Origin of the sequence: Pseudomonas sp. NPDC090233 (assembly GCF_044772285.1) — a bacterium.
Taxonomy (GTDB): domain Bacteria; phylum Pseudomonadota; class Gammaproteobacteria; order Pseudomonadales; family Pseudomonadaceae; genus Aquipseudomonas.
Map to the genome: position 1 here is coordinate 362,695 of NZ_JBIVYQ010000003.1, position 25,836 is coordinate 388,530.

22 protein-coding genes are annotated in these 25,836 nt (G+C 63.1%); 16 read left to right on the top strand and 6 right to left on the bottom strand.

Annotation, left to right across the window (positions count from 1 at the left end; all coding sequences use genetic code 11):
- Nucleotides 1-120 precede the first annotated feature (120 nt).
- Nucleotides 121-1,158: a rod shape-determining protein MreB gene (gene mreB, locus ACIQUF_RS09835; protein ID WP_400797363.1), complete on the bottom strand. Its 1,038-nt coding sequence runs from the start codon at nucleotides 1,156-1,158 to the stop codon at nucleotides 121-123.
- Nucleotides 1,159-1,362: 204 nt separating this feature from the next.
- Here mreB and gatC point away from each other — a divergent pair, with 204 nt between their 5' ends.
- From gatC to ACIQUF_RS09860, 5 genes are all read left to right on the top strand, one after another.
- Nucleotides 1,363-1,650 carry an Asp-tRNA(Asn)/Glu-tRNA(Gln) amidotransferase subunit GatC gene (gene gatC / locus ACIQUF_RS09840; protein ID WP_054901051.1) on the top strand — a complete coding sequence of 96 codons (288 nt, stop codon included), beginning with the start codon at nucleotides 1,363-1,365 and terminating at the stop codon, nucleotides 1,648-1,650.
- Between the two features lie 15 nt (nucleotides 1,651-1,665).
- Nucleotides 1,666-3,117, top strand: coding sequence for an Asp-tRNA(Asn)/Glu-tRNA(Gln) amidotransferase subunit GatA (gene gatA, locus ACIQUF_RS09845; protein ID WP_403131013.1), 1,452 nt, complete (start codon nucleotides 1,666-1,668; stop codon nucleotides 3,115-3,117).
- Nucleotides 3,118-3,128: 11 nt separating this feature from the next.
- Entirely contained in the window at nucleotides 3,129-4,574 is a 1,446-nt protein-coding gene (gene gatB, locus ACIQUF_RS09850; RefSeq protein ID WP_403131014.1) for an Asp-tRNA(Asn)/Glu-tRNA(Gln) amidotransferase subunit GatB, read from the top strand.
- Nucleotides 4,575-4,691: 117 nt separating this feature from the next.
- A complete protein-coding gene (locus tag ACIQUF_RS09855) occupies nucleotides 4,692-5,066 on the top strand; it encodes a septal ring lytic transglycosylase RlpA family protein (protein ID WP_403131015.1) in 375 nt (124 codons plus the stop codon).
- 61 nt (nucleotides 5,067-5,127) lie between these two features.
- The gene (locus ACIQUF_RS09860) at nucleotides 5,128-6,171 is read left to right on the top strand and encodes a calcium/sodium antiporter (protein ID WP_403131395.1); all 1,044 of its coding nucleotides are present in this window, start codon (nucleotides 5,128-5,130) and stop codon (nucleotides 6,169-6,171) included.
- Here ACIQUF_RS09860 and ACIQUF_RS09865 read toward each other — a convergent pair.
- The 4 genes from ACIQUF_RS09865 to ACIQUF_RS09880 all read right to left on the bottom strand — a co-directional run bounded on the left by ACIQUF_RS09865 (nucleotide 6,168) and on the right by ACIQUF_RS09880 (nucleotide 10,553).
- Entirely contained in the window at nucleotides 6,168-7,532 is a 1,365-nt protein-coding gene (locus tag ACIQUF_RS09865; protein WP_403131017.1) for an amino acid permease, read from the bottom strand. The two genes, ACIQUF_RS09860 and ACIQUF_RS09865, sit on opposite strands and share 4 nt — an antisense overlap.
- Before the next feature lie 55 nt (nucleotides 7,533-7,587).
- A complete protein-coding gene (locus ACIQUF_RS09870) occupies nucleotides 7,588-8,529 on the bottom strand; it encodes an AEC family transporter (RefSeq protein WP_403131019.1) in 942 nt (313 codons plus the stop codon).
- A 207-nt stretch (nucleotides 8,530-8,736) separates the two neighbouring features.
- The gene (locus ACIQUF_RS09875; RefSeq protein ID WP_403131021.1) at nucleotides 8,737-9,297 is read right to left on the bottom strand and encodes a response regulator transcription factor; all 561 of its coding nucleotides are present in this window, start codon (nucleotides 9,295-9,297) and stop codon (nucleotides 8,737-8,739) included.
- Complete coding sequence (locus ACIQUF_RS09880; RefSeq protein WP_403131022.1) at nucleotides 9,297-10,553, bottom strand: ATP-binding protein; 1,257 nt, start codon at nucleotides 10,551-10,553, stop codon at nucleotides 9,297-9,299. The genes ACIQUF_RS09875 and ACIQUF_RS09880 overlap by 1 nt, the downstream gene beginning before the upstream one ends.
- 202 nt (nucleotides 10,554-10,755) lie before the next feature.
- On the opposite strand from ACIQUF_RS09880, the gene ACIQUF_RS09885 reads away from it, so the two are divergent.
- The 9 genes from ACIQUF_RS09885 to ACIQUF_RS09925 all read left to right on the top strand — a co-directional run bounded on the left by ACIQUF_RS09885 (nucleotide 10,756) and on the right by ACIQUF_RS09925 (nucleotide 22,259).
- Nucleotides 10,756-11,472: an SIMPL domain-containing protein gene (locus ACIQUF_RS09885; RefSeq protein WP_403131023.1), complete on the top strand. Its 717-nt coding sequence runs from the start codon at nucleotides 10,756-10,758 to the stop codon at nucleotides 11,470-11,472.
- A 298-nt stretch (nucleotides 11,473-11,770) separates the two neighbouring features.
- Entirely contained in the window at nucleotides 11,771-13,396 is a 1,626-nt protein-coding gene (locus ACIQUF_RS09890) for an ABC transporter substrate-binding protein (RefSeq protein ID WP_403131025.1), read from the top strand.
- Nucleotides 13,397-13,522: 126 nt separating this feature from the next.
- Nucleotides 13,523-15,115 (top strand): ABC transporter substrate-binding protein, encoded by a 1,593-nt coding sequence (locus ACIQUF_RS09895; protein WP_403131027.1) that lies wholly within the window; start codon nucleotides 13,523-13,525, stop codon nucleotides 15,113-15,115.
- Nucleotides 15,116-15,239: 124 nt separating this feature from the next.
- The gene (locus tag ACIQUF_RS09900; RefSeq protein ID WP_403131028.1) at nucleotides 15,240-16,619 is read left to right on the top strand and encodes an OprD family porin; all 1,380 of its coding nucleotides are present in this window, start codon (nucleotides 15,240-15,242) and stop codon (nucleotides 16,617-16,619) included.
- A gap of 73 nt (nucleotides 16,620-16,692) precedes the next feature.
- Complete coding sequence (locus tag ACIQUF_RS09905; RefSeq protein ID WP_403131029.1) at nucleotides 16,693-18,288, top strand: ABC transporter substrate-binding protein; 1,596 nt, start codon at nucleotides 16,693-16,695, stop codon at nucleotides 18,286-18,288.
- A gap of 76 nt (nucleotides 18,289-18,364) precedes the next feature.
- A complete protein-coding gene (locus ACIQUF_RS09910; protein ID WP_403131030.1) occupies nucleotides 18,365-19,375 on the top strand; it encodes an ABC transporter permease subunit in 1,011 nt (336 codons plus the stop codon).
- Between the two features lie 10 nt (nucleotides 19,376-19,385).
- Nucleotides 19,386-20,312 carry an ABC transporter permease subunit gene (locus ACIQUF_RS09915; RefSeq protein WP_403131031.1) on the top strand — a complete coding sequence of 309 codons (927 nt, stop codon included), beginning with the start codon at nucleotides 19,386-19,388 and terminating at the stop codon, nucleotides 20,310-20,312.
- 10 nt (nucleotides 20,313-20,322) lie between these two features.
- Nucleotides 20,323-21,291: an ABC transporter ATP-binding protein gene (locus ACIQUF_RS09920; RefSeq protein WP_403131032.1), complete on the top strand. Its 969-nt coding sequence runs from the start codon at nucleotides 20,323-20,325 to the stop codon at nucleotides 21,289-21,291.
- Nucleotides 21,291-22,259 carry a peptide ABC transporter ATP-binding protein gene (locus ACIQUF_RS09925; protein ID WP_403131034.1) on the top strand — a complete coding sequence of 323 codons (969 nt, stop codon included), beginning with the start codon at nucleotides 21,291-21,293 and terminating at the stop codon, nucleotides 22,257-22,259. The genes ACIQUF_RS09920 and ACIQUF_RS09925 overlap by 1 nt, the downstream gene beginning before the upstream one ends.
- A gap of 174 nt (nucleotides 22,260-22,433) precedes the next feature.
- Here ACIQUF_RS09925 and ACIQUF_RS09930 read toward each other — a convergent pair whose 3' ends face one another.
- Nucleotides 22,434-23,321 (bottom strand): hypothetical protein, encoded by an 888-nt coding sequence (locus ACIQUF_RS09930; RefSeq protein WP_403131036.1) that lies wholly within the window; start codon nucleotides 23,319-23,321, stop codon nucleotides 22,434-22,436.
- Between the two features lie 225 nt (nucleotides 23,322-23,546).
- On the opposite strand from ACIQUF_RS09930, the gene ACIQUF_RS09935 reads away from it, so the two are divergent.
- Nucleotides 23,547-24,356, top strand: coding sequence for a helix-turn-helix domain-containing protein (locus ACIQUF_RS09935; RefSeq protein ID WP_403131037.1), 810 nt, complete (start codon nucleotides 23,547-23,549; stop codon nucleotides 24,354-24,356).
- 65 nt (nucleotides 24,357-24,421) lie between these two features.
- Complete coding sequence (locus ACIQUF_RS09940; RefSeq protein WP_403131038.1) at nucleotides 24,422-25,828, top strand: NAD(P)/FAD-dependent oxidoreductase; 1,407 nt, start codon at nucleotides 24,422-24,424, stop codon at nucleotides 25,826-25,828.
- The last annotated feature ends 8 nt before the right edge of the window (nucleotides 25,829-25,836 follow it).

Consider the following 25,836-nt stretch of genomic DNA (forward strand, 5'->3'; position numbering starts at 1 on the left):
ACAACGCACCAGCCTGGTTGCGGGTTGACGGAAACGACGCCCCGACGGACGCCAGCCCAGCGCATACAGGTAGCACTGCACGTGCCACCTGTAAACCGGGCTACTCGAACGCTTTGGAAATCACTCGCTGGAGAGCAGGTCCATAGCGTGCTTGTCCATCATCTCCAGGGCGCGACCGCCGCCACGGGCGACACAGGTCAGCGGGTCCTCGGCGACGATCACTGGCAGGCCGGTTTCCTGGGCCAGCAGCTTGTCGAGGTCACGCAGCAGTGCGCCACCACCGGTCAGCACCAGGCCACGCTCGGCGATGTCGGAAGCCAGCTCCGGCGGCGATTGCTCCAGGGCGCTCTTGACCGCCTGAACGATGGTCGCCAGGGATTCCTGCAAGGCTTCCAGGACTTCGTTGGAGTTCAGCGAGAAAGCACGCGGTACGCCTTCGGCCAGGTTACGGCCGCGTACGTCGACTTCGCGCACTTCGCCGCCCGGGTAGGCGGTGCCGATTTCCTGCTTGATGCGCTCGGCGGTGGATTCGCCGATCAGGCTGCCGTAGTTGCGGCGCACATAGGTGACGATGGCTTCGTCGAAACGGTCGCCGCCAACACGGACGGACTCGGCATAGACCACACCGTTCAACGAGATCAGGGCGATTTCAGTGGTACCACCACCGATGTCGACGACCATCGAGCCACGGGCTTCTTCGACCGGCAGGCCGGCACCGATGGCAGCAGCCATTGGCTCTTCGATCAGGAACACTTCACGGGCACCGGCACCCAGGGCCGACTCGCGAATGGCGCGGCGCTCTACCTGGGTCGACTTGCACGGCACGCAGATCAGTACGCGTGGGCTGGGCTGCAGGAAGCTGTTTTCGTGAACCTTGTTGATGAAATACTGCAACATTTTTTCACAAACGCTGAAGTCGGCGATCACGCCGTCTTTCATCGGACGAATGGCAGCAATGTTGCCAGGCGTACGGCCCAGCATGCGTTTGGCTTCGGTACCGACGGCGACGACGCTTTTCTGGTTGCCGTGGGTACGGATGGCAACAACCGAGGGCTCATTCAGGACGATACCGCGCTCACGCACGTAAATAAGGGTGTTGGCAGTACCCAGGTCGATGGAGAGATCGCTGGAAAACATGCCACGCAGTTTCTTGAACATGGGAAAGTGACCCTGGGGAAAGCGTGGGTAAAAAAGTGCGGCAAACTCTAACAATGGCAGGGATTTTGGGCAAGGAGCCAATATGTTAAATTGGTCGTTTTTCCGAGCAAGCCAGCAGATGATCGCGGCCGTATGACCGCCAAAATGCCGACATGTTCCTCATCACGGACCCTATTCCGTTCTTTGTATCCCCTGGAGATCCCCATGGCGCTTGAACGCTGCGACGTGGAAAAGATCGCCCATCTGGCCCGCCTGGGCCTGAATGAAGGCGAACTGCCACGCATTACCGATGCACTGAACAGCATTCTCGGGCTGGTCGACCAGATGCAAGCGGTCGACACCACTGGCATCGAGCCCCTGGCCCACCCCCTGGAGGCCAGCCAGCGCCTGCGTCCCGACCAGGTCACCGAAAGCAACCAGCGCGATGCCTACCAGGCCATCGCACCCTCGACCGAAAGTGGTCTGTACCTGGTTCCCAAAGTCATCGAGTAAGGGATAGAGCCTGCCATGCATCAATTGACCCTGGCCGAGATCGCCCGCGGACTCGCCGACAAGTCGTTTTCCTCCGAAGAGCTGACCGGCGCCCTGTTGGCGCGCATCCAGCAGCTCGACCCGCAACTCAACAGCTTCATCAGCGTCACCGAAGAGCTGGCCCTGAGCCAGGCCCGTGCCGCCGACGCCCGTCGCGCCGCTGGCGAGACCGGTGCGCTGCTGGGCGCGCCGATCGCCCACAAGGACCTGTTCTGCACCAACGGCGTACGCACCAGCTGCGGCTCGAAGATGCTCGACAACTTCAAGGCGCCGTATGACGCCACCGTGGTCGCCAAGCTGGCCGAAGCCGGCATGGTGACCCTGGGCAAGACCAACATGGACGAATTCGCCATGGGTTCGGCCAACGAATCCAGCCACTACGGCCCGGTGAAGAACCCGTGGAACCTGGAGCACGTGCCCGGCGGTTCGTCGGGCGGCTCGGCTGCCGCCGTGGCCGCGCGCCTGCTGCCGGTGACCACCGGCACCGACACCGGCGGCTCGATCCGACAGCCGGCAGCGCTGACCAACCTCACCGGCCTGAAACCGACGTACGGTCGTGTTTCGCGCTGGGGCATGATTGCCTACGCCTCCAGCCTCGACCAGGGCGGCCCGCTGGCACGCACTGCCGAGGACTGCGCGCTGCTGCTGCAAGGCATGGCCGGTTTCGACGCCAAGGATTCCACCAGCATCGATGAGCCGGTGCCGGACTACAGCGCCAACCTCAACGCCTCGCTGCAAGGCCTGCGTATCGGCCTGCCGAAGGAGTACTTCGGCGCCGGCCTCGACCCGAGCATCGCCGAACTGGTTCAGGCCAGCGTCAAGGAGCTGGAAAAGCTCGGCGCGGTGGTCAAGGAAATCAGCCTGCCGAACATGCAGCACGCCATCCCGGCGTACTACGTGATCGCGCCCGCCGAAGCCTCCTCCAACCTGTCGCGTTTCGACGGCGTGCGCTTCGGCTACCGCTGTGAAGAGCCCAAAGACCTGACCGACCTGTACAAGCGTTCCCGTGGCGAAGGCTTCGGTGCCGAAGTGCAACGGCGCATCATGGTCGGCACCTACGCCCTGTCGGCCGGCTACTACGACGCCTACTACGTCAAGGCGCAGCAGATCCGCCGCCTGATCAAGAACGACTTCATGGCCGCCTTCGAAGGCGTCGACCTGATCCTTGGCCCGACCACGCCGAACCCGGCCTGGAAGCTGGGCGCCAAGAGCAGCGACCCGGTCGCCGCGTACCTTGAAGACGTCTACACCATCACCGCCAACCTGGCAGGCCTGCCGGGCCTGTCGATGCCAGCCGGCTTCGTCGATGGCCTGCCGGTCGGCGTGCAGCTGCTGGCCCCGTACTTCCAGGAAGGCCGCCTGCTCAACGTCGCGCACCGTTACCAGCAAGTCACCGACTGGCACACCCGCGCCCCCAACGGCTTCTGAGGAATTCACACATGCAATGGGAAGTTGTGATCGGGCTGGAGATTCATACCCAGCTGGCCACCCAGTCGAAGATCTTCTCCGGCAGCGCCACCACCTTCGGCTCCGAGCCGAACACCCAGGCCAGCCTGGTTGATCTGGGCATGCCCGGCGTACTGCCGGTGCTGAACCAGGAAGCCGTGCGCATGGCCTGCATGTTCGGCCTGGCGATCGATGCCGAGATCGGCAAGCGCAACGTGTTCGCGCGCAAGAACTACTTCTATCCGGACCTGCCCAAGGGCTACCAGATCAGCCAGATGGACCTGCCGATCGTCGGCAAGGGCCACCTGGACATCGCCCTGGAAGACGGCACCATCAAGCGCATCGGCGTGACCCGTGCGCACCTGGAAGAAGACGCCGGCAAGAGCCTGCACGAAGACTTCAGCGGCTCCACCGGCATCGACCTGAACCGTGCCGGCACCCCGCTGCTGGAAATCGTCTCCGAGCCGGACATGCGCAGCGCCAAGGAAGCCGTGGCCTACGTCAAGGCGATCCACGCGCTGGTTCGTTACCTGGGCATCTGCGACGGCAACATGGCCGAAGGCTCGCTGCGCTGCGACTGCAACGTCTCGATCCGCCCGAAAGGCCAGGCCGAGTTTGGCACCCGCTGCGAGATCAAGAACGTCAACTCGTTCCGCTTCATCGAGCGCGCGATCAACAGCGAAATCCAGCGCCAGATCGACCTGATCGAGGACGGCGGCAATGTCATCCAGGAAACCCGCCTGTACGACCCGAACAAGGACGAGACCCGCTCCATGCGCAGCAAGGAGGAAGCCAACGACTACCGTTACTTCCCCGATCCGGACCTGCTGCCAGTAGTCATCGAGGACAGCTTCCTCGAAACCCTCCGCGCCGGATTGCCGGAGCTGCCGCCACAGAAGGTCGAGCGCTTCCAGAGCCAGTACGGCCTGTCGGCTTACGACGCCAACGTGCTGGCCTCCAGCCGTGAACAGGCGGACTACTTCGAGCAGGTGGTGAAGATTGGCGGCGACGCCAAGCTGGCGGCCAACTGGGTCATGGTCGAGCTGGGCAGCCTGCTGAACAAGCTGGGCATCGAGATCGACCAGGCGCCGGTCAGCGCCGAACAACTCGGTGGCATGCTGCTGCGCATCCGCGACAACACCATCAGCGGCAAGATCGCCAAGACCGTGTTCGAGGCCATGGCCGCCGGTGAAGGCGATGCCGACAGCATCATCGAAAGCAAAGGCCTGAAGCAGGTCACCGACACCGGCGCGATCGAGACGATGCTCGACGAGATGCTCGCTGCCAACGCCGAACAGGTCGAACAGTACCGCGCCGCTGACGAGGCCAAGCGCGGCAAGATGTTCGGCTTCTTCGTCGGCCAGGCGATGAAGGCGTCGAAGGGCAAGGCTAACCCGGGGCAAGTGAACCAAATGCTCAAGGCCAAGCTCGAAGGGTGAGCTGAAAAAAGCGGCGAGGGCGTTGCCCTCGATCGCGGATGAATCCGCTTCTACAGGTGTAGGAGCGGATTCATCCGCGATGGGCCGCAAAGCGGCCCCAACAGCGGAGCTCCAGACTTGCTAAAACGATCCCTCACCACCCTCACCCTCTTCTCCCTGCTGGCCGGCTGCGCCAGCCACGACATCGACCCCCGCGGCTACAACCAGACCGGCACCGCCTCCTATTACGGCTCGCGCCACCACGGCAAACGCACCGCCAGCGGCGAACCCTTCAACAAGAACGGCCTCACCGCCGCCCACCGCAGCCTGCCTTTCGGCAGCAAAGTGCTGGTCACCAACCTCGCCAACGACCGCAGCGTAATCGTGCGCATCAACGACCGCGGCCCGCACACGCGCGGCCGGCTGATCGACCTGTCACGAGCTGCAGCAGAAAAAATCGGCATGCTCCGTAGCGGAACGGCGCGCGTCCGGGTACAAGGTCTGAGCGACTGACACAACTGGAGCTTCGACCATTTTCGACCTGGCCACCCTCCCCACTTTCAGCCTGCTGCAACTGGGCGTAGCCCTGCTGTTGCTGGTAGCTGGCGCCGAACTGATGGTGCGCGCCGCCCTGCGCCTGGCCCAGCGCCTGCACGTGCGGCCACTGATCATCGGCTTGAGCCTGGTGGCCTTCGGCAGTACTGCGCCGCAGCTTACCGTCAGCCTGCAGGCCGCCTACCAGGGCGCGCCCGACGTGGCCGTGGGCAGCGTGATCGGCAGTAATATCTTCAACGTGCTGGTGATCCTGGGCCTGGCGGCGCTGATCATCCCGTTGCGGGTATCACGCCAACTGGTGCGCATGGACATTCCGTTGATGATCCTCGCCAGCGGCCTGGTCTATGCGCTGGCAGCCAATGGCCACCTCGGCCGAGTAGAAGGGTTGCTGCTGCTGATGGCCTTGGCAGGTTACCTGGTAATGCTATGGCACCAGTCCCGCCACTATGCCCGCACCTACCCTGCTCCTGGCGCGCTCACCAGCAGCGCCGGGCGTTTCTGGACCGGCACGCTGTTGCAAGTTGCCTTTGGCCTCGGCCTATTGAGCCTGGCTGGCCATCTGCTGCTGGAAGCGGCGGTCGAGGTGGCGACTGACCTGGGGCTGTCCGAACGCATCATCGGCCTGACCGTGGTCGCCATATGCACGTCCCTACCCGAGCTGGCCGCAGCATTGATCGCCGCCCTGCGTGGCGAACGCGAGATCGCCGTGGGCACGGTGATCGGCAGCAACCTGTTCAACCTGTTGGCGGTGCTGGGCCTGACCGCGCTGATCACGCCAGAACCGCTGACCATCTCGCCCAACGCCCTGGGCTTCGACCTGCCGGTGATGCTGGGCGTCGCCCTGTTGAGCCTGCCCGTGTTCTATTCCGGATACCGGATCACCCGCGCTGAAGGGCTGGTGTTCCTGTGCCTGTACCTGGCTTACGGGCTGCATGTGGCCGCCTTCACCATGGGCCTGCCGTTGGCCGGTCGGCTGGAGCGGTTGATGCTGTTCTATGTGCTGCCAGTGCTCGGGCTAGTGCTGCTTTACACCACTGCCCGAGCCTGGCGTCGCCAGCATTAAGCGCGCGAGCCCTGGCGAGCCTTCTTCAAGCGGAACGCCCCGTACAACAGCGCAATCCAGCCAGGAATCAGCATCACTGAAATGCGGATTGGCGGGGTCAGGTACATCACCACCAGAATCAGCACGATGAAGGCCAGGCACAGGTAGTTGGTGAATGGGTGCCCCCAGCTCTGGTAGAAGGGTTTGATACCCGCTGACAGCTTGGCCTTGCGGAACTTCAGGTGAGTGATGCTGATGCTCGCCCAGTTGATCACCAGCGCCGACACCGCCAGCGCCATCAACAAGCCGAAAGCCTCACCTGGCATCAGGTAGTTGATCAGCACGCACATACCGGTAGCGAACGCCGACACGCCCAGCGCCGTCAGCGGTACGCCGCTGCGGCTGACCTTGAGCAGCTGGCGCGGTGCATCGCCCTGGCTGGCCAGGCCGAACAGCATGCGGCTGTTGGCGTATACGCAGCTGTTGTAGACCGACAGCGCGGCGGTCAGCACGACGATGTTGAGGATGGTCGCGACCAGGTCGCTGTCCAGCTCATGGAAGATCATCACGAACGGGCTGCCGCCCTGTACCACCTTCTGCCACGGGTACAGCGACAGCAGTACCGCCAGCGCACCGATGTAGAAGATCAGGATGCGGTACACCACCTGGTTGGTTGCCTTGGGGATGCTCTGGCGCGGGTTATCCGCCTCGGCGGCGGTGATGCCGACCAGCTCCAGGCCACCGAAGGAGAACATGATCACCGCCAGCGCCATCACCAGCCCGGTGACGCCATTGGGGAAGAAGCCGCCGTATTGCCAAAGGTTGGCGACGCTGGCATCCGGGCCGCCATGGCCGCTGGTCAGCAGCCAGGCACCGAAGCCGATCATGCTGACGATGGCCACCACCTTGACCAGGGCGAACCAGAACTCCATCTCGCCGTAGACTTTCACCTGGGTCAGGTTGATGAGGTTGATCACCACGAAGAAGATCGCCGCCGTGGCCCAGGTTGGAAATTCCGGCCACCAATACTGCACGTAGATACCCACGGCCGTCAGCTCGGCCATGCCCACCAGCACGTACACCACCCAGTAGTTCCAGCCCGAAACGAAGCCTGCGAATTCGCTCCAGTACTGGTGGGCGAAGTGGCTGAAACTGCCGGCGACCGGCTCTTCGACCACCATTTCGCCCAGCTGGCGCATGATGAAGAAAGCCATCAGGCCGGCAATGGCATAGCCCAGCAGCACGGACGGGCCGGCCAGCTGGATGGTCTGGGCGATGCCCAGGAACAAGCCGGTCCCGATGGCACCACCCAACGCAATCAACTGGATATGACGATTCTTCAGCCCGCGCTGTAACCGCTCGGGCGTGCTCTGGTCTTGCATGAAGTGTCCTTTAGCTCAGTGAGGCCGTGTTTTTATGTTGTTTGCAGTCAAGGATCTAGATCCATCCGCCCCACTGCAAGATGAAAATACCAATATTGGTGGTGATCGCCGCCATTAGCGTGGTAATCACGATGATCGAGGCTGCCAGCTCATGGTTGCCATTGGCCGCCCGGGCCATGACGTAACTGGCTGCCGCCGTCGGGCTGCCGATGTACAGAAACAGGATGCCCAGCTCGGCCCCGCGAAAACCGCAGAGCCAGGCACCGAATGTACCAATCAGTGGCAACCAGACCATCTTCACCAGGCTGGCATCGATGGCCAGCTTGCCACTGTCGCGCAAGGCGGCCAGCGACAGGGTGCCACCGATGCAGATCAGTGCCAGTGGCAGTGTCATCTGTGCCAGATAGTCACCCGAGGTGAGCAGCCAATTGGGCAGCGGCACCTGGCCGTAGGCCATGGGCGTGGCCACCAGCACGCTGATGATCAGCGGGTTGCTGAAAATGCTTTTGCAGATGCTCCACGGGTCGGACTTGAGGTCCGGGCTGTACACCGCCAGCACCACCGCCGACAGTGAGTTGTAGAGGAGGATAACCAGGCCCGCGAGCACCGCGCCAAGAGAGATGCCATAGTCGCCGTAGAGGCTGGCGGCCAGGGCCAGACCAATTACGCCGTTGTTGCCGCGGAAAGCGCCTTGGGTGTAGATGCCTCGATCGGCCGGCGGGCTACGCCAGATGGCCATGCCCCAGGACACTGCGAAACCGACCAGGGTGGCGGCGACGAAGTAGAGTAATACCTTGGGCTGGACTGCCGTAGCCAGATCGGCATGGTAGATACCGAGGAACAACAACGCCGGCATGCAGACATTGAATACCAGCTGCGAGGCGACGCGATTGAAGTTGTCGTCGATCAGGTGAATGCGTTTGAGCAGCACGCCCATGAACAGCATGGCGAAGACCGGTGCCGTGATGTTCAGGGTCTGGATAAGAAGGGCGAGCATGCGCAAGCGATCCTGGTGGGGTTGCCGTTAGGGGGCTAATGATACGTCAACGGCTGCGACTTGCGGGGATCTGGATGCGATAAAGGGAAGTGTCCGACAGTAATGGCCTCTTCGCGGCTGAAGCCGCTCCCACTGGTAGTCCACTGTTTTCAAGGGCAGTGATAATCCTGTGGGAGCGGCTTCAGCCGCGAAAGGGTCACCGCATATTCAGCGACGAACCGGCCGCTTCTGCAGCTTGCGCTGCAAGGTCCGGCGGTGCATGCCCAGCGCACGCGCGGTAGCGGAAATATTACCTTCATGCTCGCCCAGCACGCGCTGGATGTGTTCCCACTGCAGGCGGTCCACCGACATCGGGTTTTCCGGCACCAGGGTATCCAGGTCGGTATGTTCCGACAGCAGCGCCGCCAGCACGTCATCGGCATCGGCCGGCTTGCACAGGTAGTTGCAGGCCCCGCGCTTGACCGCCTCGACCGCAGTGGCAATGCTCGAGTAACCGGTGAGGATGACCACGCGCATTTCCGGGTCCAGCTCCAGCAGCTTGGGCAGCAGCACCAGGCCGGAGTCGCCTTCCATCTTCAGGTCCAGCGTGGCGTAGTCCGGCAAGTCCTGCTGGGCCAGGATCAGGCCTTCCTCGGCAGAACTGGCGGTGCTCACGCGGAAACCGCGACGGCTCATGGCACGGGCCATGACCCGGGTGAAGGTGGCATCGTCATCCACCAGCAACAGGTGCGGCACTTCTTCGCCTTCGACCTGGTTTTCTTCGCTCATCATTGATCTCCTCGCGTGCCATGGGGCAGGCGCAGTTCGGTGAGGGTGCCACCCTGCTCATGACTATAGAGTTTCACCGAGCCGCCCGCACGGGTCACGCTGGCTTTGCTCAGGAACAGGCCCAGGCCGAAGCCTTTGCCCTTGGTGGTAATGAAGGGCTTGCCGATGGCTTCGGCAATAGCCGGCGGCACGCCGGGGCCATGGTCGCGGATGCTGATGACGATGTCCTGGGCGTCCCAGTCCAGGCGCACTTCCAGGTCATCGGGGCAGGCGTCGGCGGCGTTGTTCAACAGGTTCAGCAGTGCCTGGGTGAGGTCAGGTGGCGGCGTCAGGCGCGGCACCTGGCCGTCGCGCAGGCGCTGGAAGCGATAGCTGGCTTCCGGGCGCATCAGGTGCCAGCGGTTGAGCGCTTCGTCCAGCCACTCGGTGACATCCTGCTCGACCACCGCCAGGCGCCGGTTGGCTTCGGCGGCTCGCACCAGTTGCTGCAGCGTCTCTTTGCACAGTTTGACCTGGTCCTGAAGGATCTGCAGGTCTTCCTGCAACAGCGGGTCCTTGTGGTCCTGGCGCATTTCGTTGAGCAGCACGCTCATGGTCGCCAGCGGCGTGCCCAGTTCGTGGGCGGCGCCAGCGGCCTGGGTGGCCACGGCCAGCAGCTGTTCATCGCGCAGGCTCTCTTCGCGCCGCTCGGAGCGTAATTGCTCCTGGCGGCGCAGCTCTTCGGCCATGCGCGCGGCGAAGAATGTGATCACCGCCGCTGCCAGCGCGATGCTCAGCCACATGCCGTACACCTGCATCTTGTCCCGCGCCATCGGCAGGCCTTCGAGCGGGTAGAACTGCACCAGCAGCAGGCTGTAGGCGGTCAGGGCAATGCCGGAAAGGATCAGCGAATAAAGCCAGGGCAAGGTGACTGCGGCAATCGCCAGCGGCACCAGGTAATAGGAGACGAACGGGTTGGTCGAGCCACCCGAGTAATACAGCAGGGCGCTGTGGATCAGCAGGTCACAGGCCAGCTGCAATGCGTATTCAAGCTCGGTGACCGGCAGCGACAGGCGCAGGCGCAAGGCGGTGAAGGCGCACAGCAAGGACGACAGGGCCAGGGTCGCGGCCAGCGAGAGCCACGGCAGCGGCAGCAGTTCGGTCCAGTAGGCAACGCCCACAGAGCCTGCCTGAGCGGCCAGGACCAAAACGCGAATGACAGTAAGACGCCAGAGGTTCTGGCGAGTAGCGGACAGCGGTTGTGCGGCGGCGAGCATGCGCTCTCCTGATGAGTGCTCCAGGAAAATCGGCTGGAGTATACCGAAGCCGGGGGCCCTGCTGCAGCGATGCGGCAAAGCGCCACACTTTGTCACAGGTTCATGATGGCACTTTTGAACCCACTACACTGATCCCGGTCTGATGGGCCATGCGTGGGATGGATGGCCAGAACCCACGCCTTTTATTGCCAAGGAGCACTACATGCATATCCCTCGTCGCAGCGCTGCCCTGATTCTCTCCTGCGGCCTGCTCGCCAGCCTGCCGGCACTGGCGGCGGATGAGCCGCGCTATAACCAGATATCGCTGCGCGCCGAAGTCAGCAAGGAAGTGGCGCGCGACCTGATGGTCGTGACCCTGTATAGCGAAGCGCAGAACACCGACCCGGGCAAGCTCGCCAAAGAGATCACCGAAACCATGAACAAGGCCGTGCAGCAGGCACGCCAGGTCAAGGACGTGAAGATCAGCCAGGGCAGCCGCAACAGCTACCCGGTCTACGACAGCAAAGGCCAGAAGATCACCGGCTGGCGCGAACGTGCCGAACTGCGCCTGGAAAGCGCCGACTTCCCGGCCCTGTCCCAGCTCAGCGCCGACCTGTTGCAAGACCTGAAGATGGGCGGCATGGACTTCTCCATCGCCCCAGCCACCCGCAAGGCCAGCGAGGACGCACTGCTCAAGGATGCAGTCGATGCCTTCAAGGCCCGTGCGCAACTGGCCACCGAAGCGCTGGGTGGCAAGGGCTATAAAGTGGTCAGCCTGAACCTCAACAGCAGCGGCTACCCGCGCCCTTATCTGCGCAGCGCGCCGATGGCGATGAAGGCCATGGGCGCTGATGAAGCGGCTCCAGCGCCGGATATCGAGGCGGGTACCAGTGAAGTCAGCATGAATGCCGACGGGCTGATCGAAGTTCAGATGCCTTGATTCACCGAGGGGCGCTTAGCGCCCCTTTTGCTTCATTTCAGACGTTTCCTACGCACAAAGACAGTGCTTCCTACAGTCTTTCTCCCGCCGAAACATTCCGCATAAAGCCATCATTTTGCCTGCGCAAACGTTCAACTTCGCCGAAAGTTATACGAATGCGACATCCATGTACGCCCGTACTACTTTTCTGGCGCCAACTATCCTTCTGAGTGTTGCATTGGGAACACCCCCTGCATAAGTATCCGCAGGTCGGCTCACGAGGCCACCTCAATCAAAAAATGACAACAATGAGGCCACCATGCTCAAACACGCAGTCATTCCGTTCCTGCTCGGCGCGGGCTTGTTAACTGGCGCCCCGATTGCCCACGCCGCGTCGAATCTGGTGTTCTGCTCCGAAGGCAGTCCGGCCGGCTTCGACCCGGGGCAATACACCACCGGAACCGACTTCGACGCCTCGGCAGAGACCGTGTTCAACCGCCTGACCCAATTCGAACGGGGCGGCACCGCCGTTATCCCGGGCCTGGCGACCAAGTGGGAAGTGTCCGACGACGGCAAGACCTACACCTTCCACCTGCGTGAAGGTGTGAAGTTCCACACCACCGACTACTTCAAGCCTACCCGCACCTTCAACGCCGACGACGTGCTGTTCACCTTCAACCGCATGCTCGACAAGAACCACCCGTTCCGTAAGGCCTACCCCACCGAATTCCCTTACTTCACCGACATGGGCATGGACAAGAACATCGCCAAGGTGGAGAAACTCGACGAACACACCGTCAAGTTCACCCTCAATGAAGTGGACGCCGCATTCATCCAGAACCTGGCGATGAGCTTCGCGTCCATTCAGTCAGCCGAGTACGCCGACCAGTTGCTCAAGGACGGCAAGGCCGCCGACATCAACCAGAAGCCGATCGGCACCGGCCCGTTCGTGTTCAGCAAGTACCAGAAAGACGCGCAGATCCGCTTCAAGGGCAACAAGGACTACTGGAAGCCCGAGGACGTGAAGATCGACAACCTGATCTTCGCCATCACCACCGACGCCTCGGTGCGCATGCAGAAGCTGAAGAAGAACGAGTGCCAGGTCACGCTGTTCCCGCGTCCGGCCGACATCGCGCCGCTCAAGGCCGACAAGAATCTGCAGATGCCGGACCAGGCCGGTTTCAACCTCGGTTACATCGCCTACAACGTGATGGACAAGATCAAGGGCAGCAACGAACCCAACCCGATGGCCAAGCTCGAAGTGCGCCAGGCACTGGACATGGCGGTGGACAAGAAGAAGATCATCGAGTCGGTCTACCAGGGCGCCGGCCAGCTGGCGGTCAACGGCATGCCACCGACCCAGTGGTCCTATGACGACAGCATCAAGGATGCCGCCTACGACCCGGAAAAAGCCAAGCAGCTGCTCAAGCAAGCCGGCATCAAGGAAGGCACCGAGATCACCCTGTGGGCCATGCCGGTGCAACGCCCGTATAACCCCAACGCCAAGCTGATGGCCGAGATGCTGCAATCCGACTGGGCCAAGATCGGCATCAAGGCGAAGATCGTCAGTTACGAATGGGGCGAGTACATCAAGCGCTCCAAGGGCGGCGAACAGGGCGCCATGCTGATTGGCTGGAGCGGTGACAACGGTGACCCGGACAACTGGCTGGGCACCCTGTACGGCTGCGATGCCATTGACGGCAACAACTTCTCCAAGTGGTGCTACAAGCCTTACGACGACCTGATCAAACAGGCCAAGGCCACCTCGGACCAGGCCAAGCGCACTGAGCTGTACAAACAGGCGCAGCACATCCTCAAGGAGCAGGTACCGATCACTCCGATCGCCCACTCCACGGTCTACCAGCCGATGAGTGCCAAGGTGAAGGACTTCAAGATCAGCCCGTTCGCACTGAACGCCTTCTACGGCGTCAGCGTGGAGAAGTAACACCGGGCCAGCCCGCACCATTCCCCCTGAACGACACCCACCCCGACGCTATCCGCGCCGGGGTTGGGGCCACTGTTGCCGCCATTCGTACCCCGACGCGGCAAAACAGACGGAAAAGGATTTGCCATGCGCCATACTCAATTGCTTTCGACCCTGCTCGCCGTCGGCCTGCTGAGCCAGGCCAATACCGTCCATGCCAAGAACCTGGTGTTCTGCTCCGAAGGCAGCCCAGCCGGCTTCGACACCGCCCAGTACACCAGTGCCACCGACAACGATGCAGCAGAACCGCTCTACAACCGCCTGGTTGAATTCGAACGCGGCGGCACGGCGGTGCACCCGGCTCTGGCGACCAAATGGGAAGTATCCGACGACGGCTTGCGTTACACCTTCCACTTGCGCGAGGGCGTGAAATTCCACGCCAACAAGGCCTTCACGCCAAGCCGCGACTTCAACGCCGACGATGTGCTGTTCACCTTCAACCGCATGCTCGACAAAGGCCACCCGTTCCGTCAGGCCTACCCCACCGAGTTCCCTTATTTCGTCAGCATGGGCCTGGACAAGAATATCGCCCGCGTGGAAAAGATCGGCCCGTTGACCGTGGTGTTCACCCTCAACAAGGTCGATGCCGCGTTTATCCAGAACATCGCCATGAGTTTCGCGTCCATCCTCAGCGCCGAGTACGCCGAGCAGTTGATGGCAGGCGGGCGCCCCAGCGACATCAACCAGCAGCCGATCGGCACCGGCCCGTTCGTGTTCCAGCGTTACCAGAAGGACTCGCAGATCCGCTTCAAGGGCAACAAAGACTACTGGGCGCCCGATGAGGTGAAGATCGACAACCTGGTGTTCTCGATCAACACCGACCCTTCGGTGCGCATCCAGAAGCTGCGCCGCAACGAGTGCCAGGTCACCTTGCACCCGCGCCCGGCCGACCTGTCGGCGCTCAGGGCAGACAACAAGCTGCAGGTGCTGCAGCAACCGGGCTTCAACCTTGGCTACATCGCCTACAACACCCAGCACCCGCCGTTCGACCGCCTTGAAGTGCGCCAGGCCATGGACATGGCGGTGAACAAGCAGGCGATTCTCCAGGCGGTGTACCAAGACTCCGGCCAGTTGGCAGTCAACGCCATGCCACCGACCCAGTGGTCCTACGACAACAGCCTCAAGGACGCTCCTTACGACCCGGCAAAAGCCAAGCAATTGCTCGAACAGGCCGGGGTCAAGCCGGGCACCGAAGTCACCCTGTGGGCCATGCCCGTTCAGCGCCCGTACAACCCCAACGCCAAGCTCATGGCCGAGATGCTGCAGGCCGACTGGAGCAAGCTCGGCTTCAAGGTACGCATCGTCAGCTACGAGTGGGGCGAGTACCTCAAACGCATGAAAAGTGGCGAGCACGACATCGCCCTGATCGGCTGGACCGGCGACAACGGTGACCCGGACAACTGGCTCGGCACTCTCTACAACTGCGATGCCATCGGCAGCAACAACTACTCGCTGTGGTGCGATCCGCAGTACGACAGCCTGATCAAGCAGGCCAAGCAAGTCACCGACCGCGAGCAGCGCACCGCGCTCTACCATCAGGCCCAGCAGCGCCTCAAACAGCAGGTGCCGATCACTCCGGTGGCGCATTCCACGGTCAATCAGCCGCTGAGCATCAAGGTGGCGGATTTCAAGGTCAGCCCTTTCGGCCGCAATGATTTTTCCGGTGTGAGTATTGATTAAGTACTGGCAACACCTTTTCCCCTGATTAGCCCGGCAACCCCGAGCAACCCTGGCAACACCGCAGCAATCAACCCGGCCCACAAGGCCAGGCAATAACTAAAAGAACAGAAAGGGAGCTTTAACCTTGAGACCATTCACGCTCACCGCACTGGCGTTATCCATCGGCACCTTCTGCGCCATGGCCCAGGCCGAAACCCAGAGCCAGGACTACGTCCCGATCAGCCTCAAAGGCAGCAGCGAACAAAGCGAAGCTACAGGCTTCATCGACGGCCAGAGCCTGTCCGGCAGCACCCGCAACTGGTACGCCCGCGAACGCGCCACCCGCGCGCCGCTGTGGAAGTACTACAAGAGCGACGGCAGCCGCCACGACACCCACAGCCGCGACAACTGGCTGCAAGGCACCATCCTCAACTACAGCTCGGGCTTCACCCAAGGCACCGTGGGCTTCGCCGTCGAGGCCGCCGGCTACAACGCCATCGCCCTGGAGCAAGGCCGCGCCGCAGTCGCCGGCCCCAACAACCGCACCCTGACCCACAGCGATGGCGACCCCATCGGCCAGTGGAGCAAGATGGGCCTGGCCAACGTCAAGGCGCGGGTGTCCAACACCACCCTGACCGTCGGCCGCCAGTCGGTGGACACGCCGATGATCGCCTTCATTGGCAACCGTGCGCTGCCCTCAAGCTTCCAGGGCGCGTTCCTGCACAGCGCCGAGTTCGACAACCTGTCGTTCGACCTGGGCACCTTCGACCGCGTCTCCCCGCGTACCGAACAAAGCCTCAGCAAGTTCCGCACAGAATACGGCGCCGCAGGCGTGGAAACCGACCGCGCCAGCACCGCCGGGGTCAACTACCAGCCGTTCAAGAGCCTGACCACCAGCCTGTACGCGACCAAGGTCGACGACTTCTGGAACCAGTACTACTTCGGCGCCAACCACGTGCTGGGCGACAGCGCGGTGCTGAGCCTGACCACCGGCCTGAACTACTACAAGACGGTGGACGAAGGCAGCAAGAAGATGGGCGAGATCGACAACGACACCTACAGCCTGTCGTTCGGCCTGACCCACCAGGCCCACACCCTCAGTGCCTCGTGGCAACAGGTCAACGGCAACGAATACTTCGACTACCTGCACGAAACCAACGGCATCTACCTGGCCAACTCGCTGCTCTCGGACTTCAACGGCCCGAACGAGAAATCCCTGCAGATTTCCTACGTGCTGAACATGGCGCCCTACGGCGTGCCGGGCCTGAAGTTCAACCTGTACAACGCACGCGGCTGGGGCATCGACGGCACTCATTATCGTGGCACTGCCTACGACGTCGCCGGCATGGATGGCGAAACCCACTACGAGTGGGGCATCGGCACCAGCTACGCGGTGCAGAGTGGTCCGCTCAAGGACACCAGCATCCGCGCCACCTACACCGCGCACCGCGCCAGCAAGGCCCAGGCCGATGGCAGCCTGGACGAGCTGCGCATCGTCACCACCATTCCATTCAACATTCTCTGACCGCTGGCGCCTGGGCCTGCTTCATCGCAGACCCAGGCGGCTACGCTGGAATCAATGCAAGCAGGGAGTACCCATGAAATCGCTACCGCTCCGCGCTGCCCTGGCAGCGGTCATTCTCGGCGCCGCCTGCACCCTGGCGGCCAAGCCGCTGGTGGTATGCACCGAAGCCAGCCCGGAAGGCTTCGACATCGTCCAATACACCACGGCGGTCACCGCCGATGCCTCGGCCGAAACGGTGTTCAATCGCCTGGTCGACTTCAAGCCCGGTACCACCGATATCGAGCCGGCTTTGGCCGAGCGCTGGGATATCTCCGCCGATGGCCTGACGTACACCTTCCACTTGCGCCAGGGTGTGAAGTTCCACACCACCGACTACTTCACGCCAACCCGCGACTTCAATGCCGACGACGTGCTGTGGAGCCTGCGTCGCCAGCTCGACCCGCAACACCCGTGGCACGACAAGACCAGCGTCGGCTACCCGTATTTCGAGAGCATGGCCTTCAAGGACCTGCTCAAGTCGGTGGACAAGACCGACGACCACACCGTGGTGATCACCCTCACCCGCCCGGAAGCGCCGTTCCTGCGTGACATGGCGATGGCCTTCACCTCGATCTACTCCGCCGAGTACGGCGACCAGCTGCTCAAGGCCGGCAAGACCGGCGACCTCAACAGCAAGCCGATCGGCACCGGCGCGTTCATCTTCCAGCGTTACAACAAGGACGCCCAGGTACGCTTCAAGGCCAACCCGGAGTATTTCCGCGGCAAGCCACCGGCCGACACGCTGGTGTTCGCCATCGCCACCGACAGCAACGTGCGCCTGCAGAAGCTGCGCGCCAACGAATGCCAGATCGCCCTGTATCCCAAACCGGATGACGTGCCCTCGATCAAGACCGACGCCCGGTTGAAAGTCGCCGAGATCGAAGCCCTGGTGACTGGCTACATCGCCATGAACACCGAACACAAGTACCTCAGCGACGTGCGCGTGCGCAAAGCCATCAACATGGCCTTCGACCGCCAGACCCACGTCGACCAATTGTTCGGCAAGGGCAACGCGCTGGTCGGGGTCAACCCCTACCCGCCGACCATGATTGGCTACAACAACGAAAACCAGAACCCGCCCCACGACCTGGCCAAAGCCCGTGAGCTGCTCAGGCAAGCCGGCGTGCCGGAAGGCACGGTGATCACCCTGTTCACCCGCAACGGCGGCGGCCCGACCAACCCCAACCCGCGCCTGTCCGCCGAGATGCTCCAGGCGGACCTGGCCAAGATCGGCCTCAAGCTGGATATCCGCGTGATGGAATGGGCCGAGATGCTGCGCCGCGCCAAAAAAGGCGAGGCAGACCTGGTGTCCACCGGCTGGGCCGGCGACAACGGCGACCCGGACAACTTCCTCAGCCCCCTGCTCAGCTGCGATGCCGCCAAGAGCGGCGAGAACTATGCGCGCTGGTGCAACCCTAAATTCCAGGAGCTGATCACCCGCGCCCGCGAAGTGATCGACAACGACGAGCGTGCCAGGCTCTATGCCGACGCTTTGAAGGTGTACGATGACGATCAGCCCTGGATCAGCATGGCGCATCCGAAGATGTTCACTGCCATGCGTGACAACGTGGAGGGTTACGTGATCAACCCTCTGACCAACAACAACTTCGCCACCACCAAGGTGAAGTAGAACAACAACGATCGCCGGCAACCCACACGGGCACCGGCGGCACCGCCGTACAACGGCTGATGAGGTAACCCCGACAATGTTGAGTTTTATTGCCCGGCGCCTGGGCCTGCTGATTCCGACTTTCTTCGGTATCACCTTGCTGACCTTCGCGCTCATACGCCTGATCCCCGGCGACCCGGTGGAAGTGATGATGGGCGAGCGCAGGGTCGACCCCGAGATGCACGCCCAGGCCATGGAGCGCCTGGGCCTGAACAAGCCGCTGCCGGTCCAGTACCTGGATTACGTCGGCAAGCTCGCCCAGGGTGACCTGGGCGAATCGCTGCGCACCCGCGAAAGCGTGTGGAGCGAGTTCCTCACCCTGTTCCCCGCCACCCTGGAACTGGCCTTCGCCGCGTTGCTGTTCGCCGGCATCGTCGGCCTGCTGGCCGGGGTGATCGCCGCGCTCAAGCGTGGCTCGCTGTTCGACCACGGGGTCATGGGCATCTCACTGGCCGGTTATTCGATGCCGATTTTCTGGTGGGGCCTGATCCTGATCATGTTCTTCTCGGTCAGCCTGGGTTGGACCCCGGTGTCCGGGCGCATCGACCTGCTTTACGACATCGAGCCGAAAACCGGCTTCATGCTCATCGACACCCTGCTCAGCGATGAAGAAGGCGCCTTCAAGGACGCGGTGATGCACCTGATCCTGCCAGCCATCGTGCTCGGCACCATCCCGCTGGCGGTGATCGCCCGCATGACCCGCTCGTCGATGCTCGAAGTGCTGCGCGAGGATTACATCCGCACCGCCCGCGCCAAGGGCCTGTCGCCGACCCGCGTGGTGTTCGTGCACGGGTTGCGCAATGCACTGATCCCGGTGCTGACAGTGTTCGGCCTGCAGGTCGGCACGCTGCTGGCCGGCGCCGTACTGACCGAAACCATCTTTTCCTGGCCGGGCATCGGCAAATGGCTGATCGAAGCCATCGGTGCCCGTGACTACCCCGTGGTCCAGAACGGCATCCTGTTGATCGCCTGCCTGGTGATCCTGGTCAACTTCGTCGTGGATATCCTCTACGGCCTGGCCAACCCACGCATCCGTCATCAGCGCTGAGGCCTTCGCCATGACTAGCCCGATTCCGAAATCCGTCACGCCGGCCAGCCCGGTGGACCAAAGCCTTCTCTACCCCTCGCCCTACAAAGAATTCTGGCACGCCTTCGCGCAAAACAAGGGCGCGGTAATGGGCCTGGCGTTCATGTGCGTGGTGGTGTTCTGCGCACTGTTCGCGCCCTGGGTCGCACCGCACAACCCCAGCGAGCAGTACCGCGACTTCCTGCTGACGCCCCCGGTGTGGCTCGAAGGCGGCACCTGGCAATTCGTTCTCGGCACCGACGAACTGGGCCGCGACCTGCTCTCGCGGCTGATCCAGGGCGCGCGGCTGTCGCTGCTGATCGGCCTGTCGTCGGTGGTGATGTCGCTGATCCCGGGGATCTTCCTGGGCCTGCTGGCCGGTTTCTTCCCGAACTTCATCGGCCCGTCGATCATGCGCCTGATGGACGTGATGCTGGCCCTGCCCTCGCTGCTGCTGGCCGTGGCGATCGTCGCCATCCTCGGCCCTGGCCTGATCAACACGGTGATCGCCATCGCCATCGTTTCCTTGCCGTCCTACGTGCGCTTGACCCGCGCGGCGGTGATGGGCGAGCTGAACCGCGACTACGTCACCGCCGCACGCCTGGCCGGTGCCGGGCTGCCTCGGCTGATGTTCGTCACCGTGTTGCCCAACTGCATGGCGCCGCTGATCGTGCAGGCAACCTTGAGCTTCTCCTCCGCCATCCTCGACGCCGCCGCCCTGGGCTTCCTTGGCCTGGGCGTGCAACCGCCGACGCCGGAATGGGGCACCATGCTGGCTTCCGCGCGTGACTACATCGAGCGCGCCTGGTGGGTGGTGAGCCTGCCTGGCCTGACCATTCTGCTCAGTGTGCTGGCAATCAACCTGATGGGCGACGGCCTGCGCGATGCGCTGGACCCGAAACTCAAGAACGCCGCCTGAGGAGAGCGCCATGTCACTGTTGCAGATAGACAACCTGAACGTGCGCTTCGGCGACGCCAATGCCGTACCGGTGGTGGACGGCCTGAACCTGGCGGTGGACGCCGGGGAAATCCTGGCCATCGTCGGCGAGTCCGGCTCGGGCAAATCCGTCACCATGATGGCCCTGATGGGCCTGATCGACGCCCCCGGGCGCATCACTGCCGATTCGCTCACTTTCGACGGCACCGATATGCTCAAGCTCAGCGGGCGCCAGCGGCGCAAGGTAGTGGGCAAGGACATCGCCATGGTCTTCCAGGACCCGATGACCGCGCTCAACCCGAGCTACACTGTGGGCTTCCAGATTGAAGAAGTGCTGCGCCAGCACCTGGGCCTGAAAGGCAAGGCCGCGCGCCAACGGGCGCTGGAACTGTTGAAGAAGGTCGAGATCCCGGCCGCTGAAAGCCGCCTGGACGCCTACCCGCACCAACTGTCCGGCGGCATGAGCCAGCGCGTGGCAATCGCCATGGCAATCGCTGGCGAGCCCAAGCTGCTGATCGCCGATGAACCGACCACGGCCCTCGATGTGACCATCCAGGCACAGATCATGGAGCTGCTGGTCAATCTGCAGAAAGAGCGCAACATGGCGCTCATCCTGATCACCCACGACCTCGCCGTGGTCGCTGAAACAGCCAAGCGCGTCTGCGTGATGTACGCAGGCCAGGCGGTGGAAGTGGGCCAGGTGCCGGAGCTGTTCGACGTGCCGGCGCACCCTTACAGCGAAGCATTGCTGGCGGCGATCCCCGAGCACAGCATCGGCGCCGAACGCCTGGCCACCCTGCCCGGCATCGTCCCCGGCCGTTACGACCGCCCCAATGGCTGCCTGCTGTCACCCCGCTGCCCGTACGTGCAGGACAACTGCCGGCGCCAGCGCCCACCGCTCGACCCTCAGGCCCACAGCCTGGTGCGTTGCTTCTACCCGCTGAACCAGGAGGTGGCGTGATGGCCGTCGTACTTACCGCGCGGGAGCTGACCCGGCATTACGAAGTCTCTCGCGGGCTGTTCAAGGGCCACGCCCTGGTGCGCGCGCTCAATGGCGTGTCGTTCGAACTGGAGGCCGGCAAGACCCTGGCTGTGGTCGGTGAATCCGGCTGCGGCAAATCGACCCTGGCGCGTGCGCTGACGCTGATCGAAGAGCCTTCCTCCGGCTCGCTGCAGATCGACGGCACCGAAGTCAAAGGCGCCAGCAAAAGCGCGCGCAAGCAGTTGCGCCGCGACGTGCAGATGGTGTTCCAGAGCCCTTACGCCTCGCTCAACCCACGGCAGAAGATCGGCGACCAACTGGCCGAACCGCTGCTGATCAACACCTCGCTGAGCAAGGCCGAACGCCGCGACAAAGTGCAGAAGATGATGGAGCAGGTCGGCCTGCGCCCTGAGCATTACCAGCGCTACCCGCACATGTTCTCCGGTGGTCAGCGACAGCGTATCGCCCTCGCCCGAGCGATGATGCTGCAGCCGAAAGTGCTGGTGGCGGATGAGCCGACGTCGGCACTGGATGTGTCGATCCAGGCGCAGGTACTGAACCTGTTCATGGACCTGCAGAAGGAGTTCAACACCGCCTATGTGTTCATCTCGCACAACCTGGCGGTGGTGCGGCATGTGGCGGATCAGGTGCTGGTCATGTACCTGGGGCGGCCGGCGGAAATGGGGCCGAAAGAAGATATCTACGAGAAGCCGCTGCATCCGTATACCCAGGCGCTGCTGTCGGCGACACCGGCCATTCATCCGGACCCGTTGAAGCCGAAGATTCGGATTGCGGGGGAGTTGCCCAACCCGTTGAATCCGCCGGATGGGTGTGCGTTTCACAAGCGGTGCCCGTATGCGACGGAGCGGTGTGGGGTTGAAGTGCCTGCTTTTCGGCAGGTCGGGAGCAGGCAAGTCGCCTGTCATTACGCCGAGCAGTTTCTCTAGATTGGTGTGAACCTTTTCGCGGCTAAAGCCGCTCCCACAGGTACCGTGCAATACCTGTGGGAGCGGCTTTAGCCGCGAAGGGTTTCAATGCATGAATATCGCGATCAGGATGATCACCGGAATCGGTACCCCTAGCATCCACAGCAGTAATGAGCGCATGTTATTTCTCCTTACTCAACGTTGAACGGTACGACGCGCGGTATAACCCACTTCCTGCCCTTCCAGCCATTGCACGCGGTCACGCTGACGGCCACCGTACAGCGCAGCCAGGCTGGCAAAGAACGCCCCACACAACAGCGCAACGAAGGTCCACAGCGCGGTCCATGCCGCCACCTTGGCTGCCGTATCGGCGGCTTGTTGCGCCTGAACTTTGGCTTGTTGAACCTGAGCGAACACCTGGTCCACCCGAGCTTCGGCCTCGGGCTGGCTCAGACGAGTGCGCTGCGCCACAAGTTGCGCCAGATAAGCGCGGTCGCCTTCGGCAAGCGTTCCCTGGGTGATGGACCTGGCGATGATCCGCGCCGCCACGCCATTGGCCGCGTCATCACTGACTGCGGCTGGGCCATCGCTGCGGAACAGGCTGTCGACGAAGTAGCCATTAGGGTCAGGCTTGGGCGCCATGCTGGCGGCAGCCCCTACAGCGCTCGCCCCGGCCTGCATCCCGGCACTGGCAATGCCCCCGGCAGTACTGACGATCAACATGGCCGCCACCAGCGTGGCCACCGCCCAGGAGAGGAAACCGTGGGCCGTGTCGCGGAAATACACCTCATCACCGTGCAGGTTGGCCCATTTCACTCGCAGCCGACCGGCGATGTAGCCGCCGAGGCCGGATGCGAGAATCTGCGTCAACAACAGCCAGATGATCGTCGAAATGCCCAACGCCTTGGCGCTGGCGCCTTCATTGGCCCAAGGCGAGGTGGCGGCAAAGCCGAGCCCTGCACCGAGCACCACGAGGATCAGTGAGAGGGACGCCGCAGCAGCGGCACCGGCAAAAATCGCCGCCCAGGACACGCCTGAGCGTGACTGAGTATCGGCATAGGGGTAATCGGCAGAAGGGATCATGATGGGTTCGCCTATGTAGTGAGCAACAGGTCCTGGTCGCATGATCATCGGTGCAGGCGCTGTGCCAGATGTGTCAAAAAATGACATGTTGAAAAATCAATGGGTTAGCCAATGACAACGTCCTAGGATCGTGCAAAACACCCGGATAGCCACTTGCAGCTCAGGGTTTATGCAATGCTCGGCGCGTGCTTGCCTGCTCCACCCGCCCCGGGCACTATCAGGCCCATGACCTCAATCACAATCGCCGACGGCCCCGAGCAGACGCCCATCACCGCCGACATCGTCCTGCGCTACCACCTGTGCTGGAAGCACCGCGACCTCGACGGCGTGATCGCGCTCTATCACCCCGAGGTGCAGTACCACGACTTCTTCCAGAACCGCGTGCTCGGCTTCAACGAGCTGCGTGATTACGTACGCGCTTGCCTACCCCACGAAGCCGGCGAGGACATCGTTCACAGCGACCGCATCCGCGTCGACGGCTGCACGGCGTTCATCCAGTACCAGGTCACGGTGCAAGGCGGCGAAGGCCTGGTGGCGTTCCAGTCCAGCGAGGCGATCACGGTCAGGGACGGGCTGATCTGGCAGGTCAACGAATACGCCACGCTGGTCCGCCAACACAGCCAAGGGGTGGCCAGCAACGGCCCACGTCCAGCCACTAGCCGCCTGGGCCTGTCGCCGCGGCAGCTGTCGACCATGGCCCAGGACCTGGAGCACTACTTCCAGCGCCAGCGCCCCTACCTCGACCCGGAACTGGACCTGCAGCAGGTCGCCGACGCCAGCGGCTACAGCCGCAACCAGATCTCCTACCTGCTCAACCAGGTGCTCGGGCAAAGTTTCTACCGCTACGTCAACCAGGCGCGCCTGCAGCACCTGATGGCCAGCCTGGGCGATGACAGCGTCGAAGCACCCATCGACGACCTGGCGTTCAGCGCCGGCTTCAATTCGCTGTCGGCGTTCTACAAATGCTTCCGCGAACATACCGGGGTCACGCCCAAGGCCTATCTCAAGCAAATTTCCCTGCGTGCACGCACGTAAGACATCCCTGCCCCAACGCCACTAGCATCGCCCACAGACCTTGATGGATTGTGGAGCCAAACCCGATGCAACCCCTGCGCACCCTCAGCCTGTGGATGGACCAGCTCGACGAGCCGCTGTGTGCCCGCCCTGCCCTGCGCGAAGACCTCGATGTCGACGTGTGCATCATCGGCGCCGGCTACACCGGGCTCTGGACCGCGTACTACCTCAAGCGCCAGGCGCCGCACCTGAACATCGTGGTAGTCGAGGCCAACATCGCCGGTTTCGGCGCCTCCGGGCGCAATGGCGGCTGGCTGATGGGTAATCTGCTCGGCGACGACCGCCTGCTCGCCACCCTGTCGCCGCAACAGCGCCGCGCCAGCATCGACCTGCTGCACGGCATCCCCGATGAAGTGCACACCGTGCTGCAACGCGAAGCCATCGACTGCGACTACCGCAAAGGCGGCGTGCTTTACTGTGCCGCCCGCTACCCGGAACAGGAGCGCAGCCTGCGCGCCTACCTCGACGACCTGTACCGCCAGGGCATGACCGAGGATGACTACCGCTGGCTGCGCCCCGAACAACTGGATGCGCAACTGCGGGTCAGCACCGCGTACGGTGCGATCTACAGCCCGCACACCGCGACCATCCAACCCGCCAAGTTGGTGCGTGGCCTGGCCCGCGCGGTAGAAGCGCTGGGCGTGCCGATCTACGAAAACACCCCCGCCGTCGACTGGCAGCCCGGTGAAGTGCGTGCGCCGCTGGCGCGCATCCGCTGCCAGTGGATGGTGCCCGCCGTCGAGGGCTACGCCGCCAGCCTGCCGCCGCTGGGCACCTATCAACTGCCCGTTCAGAGCCTGCTGGTGGCCACCGAGCCGCTGCCCGAATCGACCTGGGAGCAGATCGGCCTGAGCCAGGGCCAGGCCTTCAGCGAGAGCAGCCGCCAGGTCACCTACGGCCAGCGTACCGCCGATAACCGCCTGGTGTTCGGTGCGCGTGGCGGCTATCGCTTCGGCGGTCGGCTGCGCGAAAACTTCACCCTGAACGAAGCGGAAATCGAACTGCGCCGTTACCTGTTCAGCGAATTGTTCCCGCAGCTCAAGCACGCGCGCATCACCCATTCCTGGGGCGGCAACCTGGGCATGGCGCGGCGCTTTCGCCCGCACATGCTGTGTGACCGCCAGCGTGGCATCGCCCTGGCCGGCGGCTATGGCGGCGAAGGGGTCGGCGCCACCAACCTCGGCGGCCGCACCCTGGCTGCGCTGATTCTCAACCAACACAACGAACTGACCGCGCAACCCTGGGTACTCGACAACCGCCCGCTGTCGAGCCTGGCCAGCTGGCCGCCCGAACCCTGCCGCTGGCTGGGCTACAACGCGATCATCCAGAGCTTCGTGCACGAGGACCGCACCCTCGCCAACCCCGCCAGCGCACCCTGGAGGCGTCGCTTGGCCAGCTCGCTCGCCGACTTCATGGAAGGCTTCATGCACTGACTTCCCGT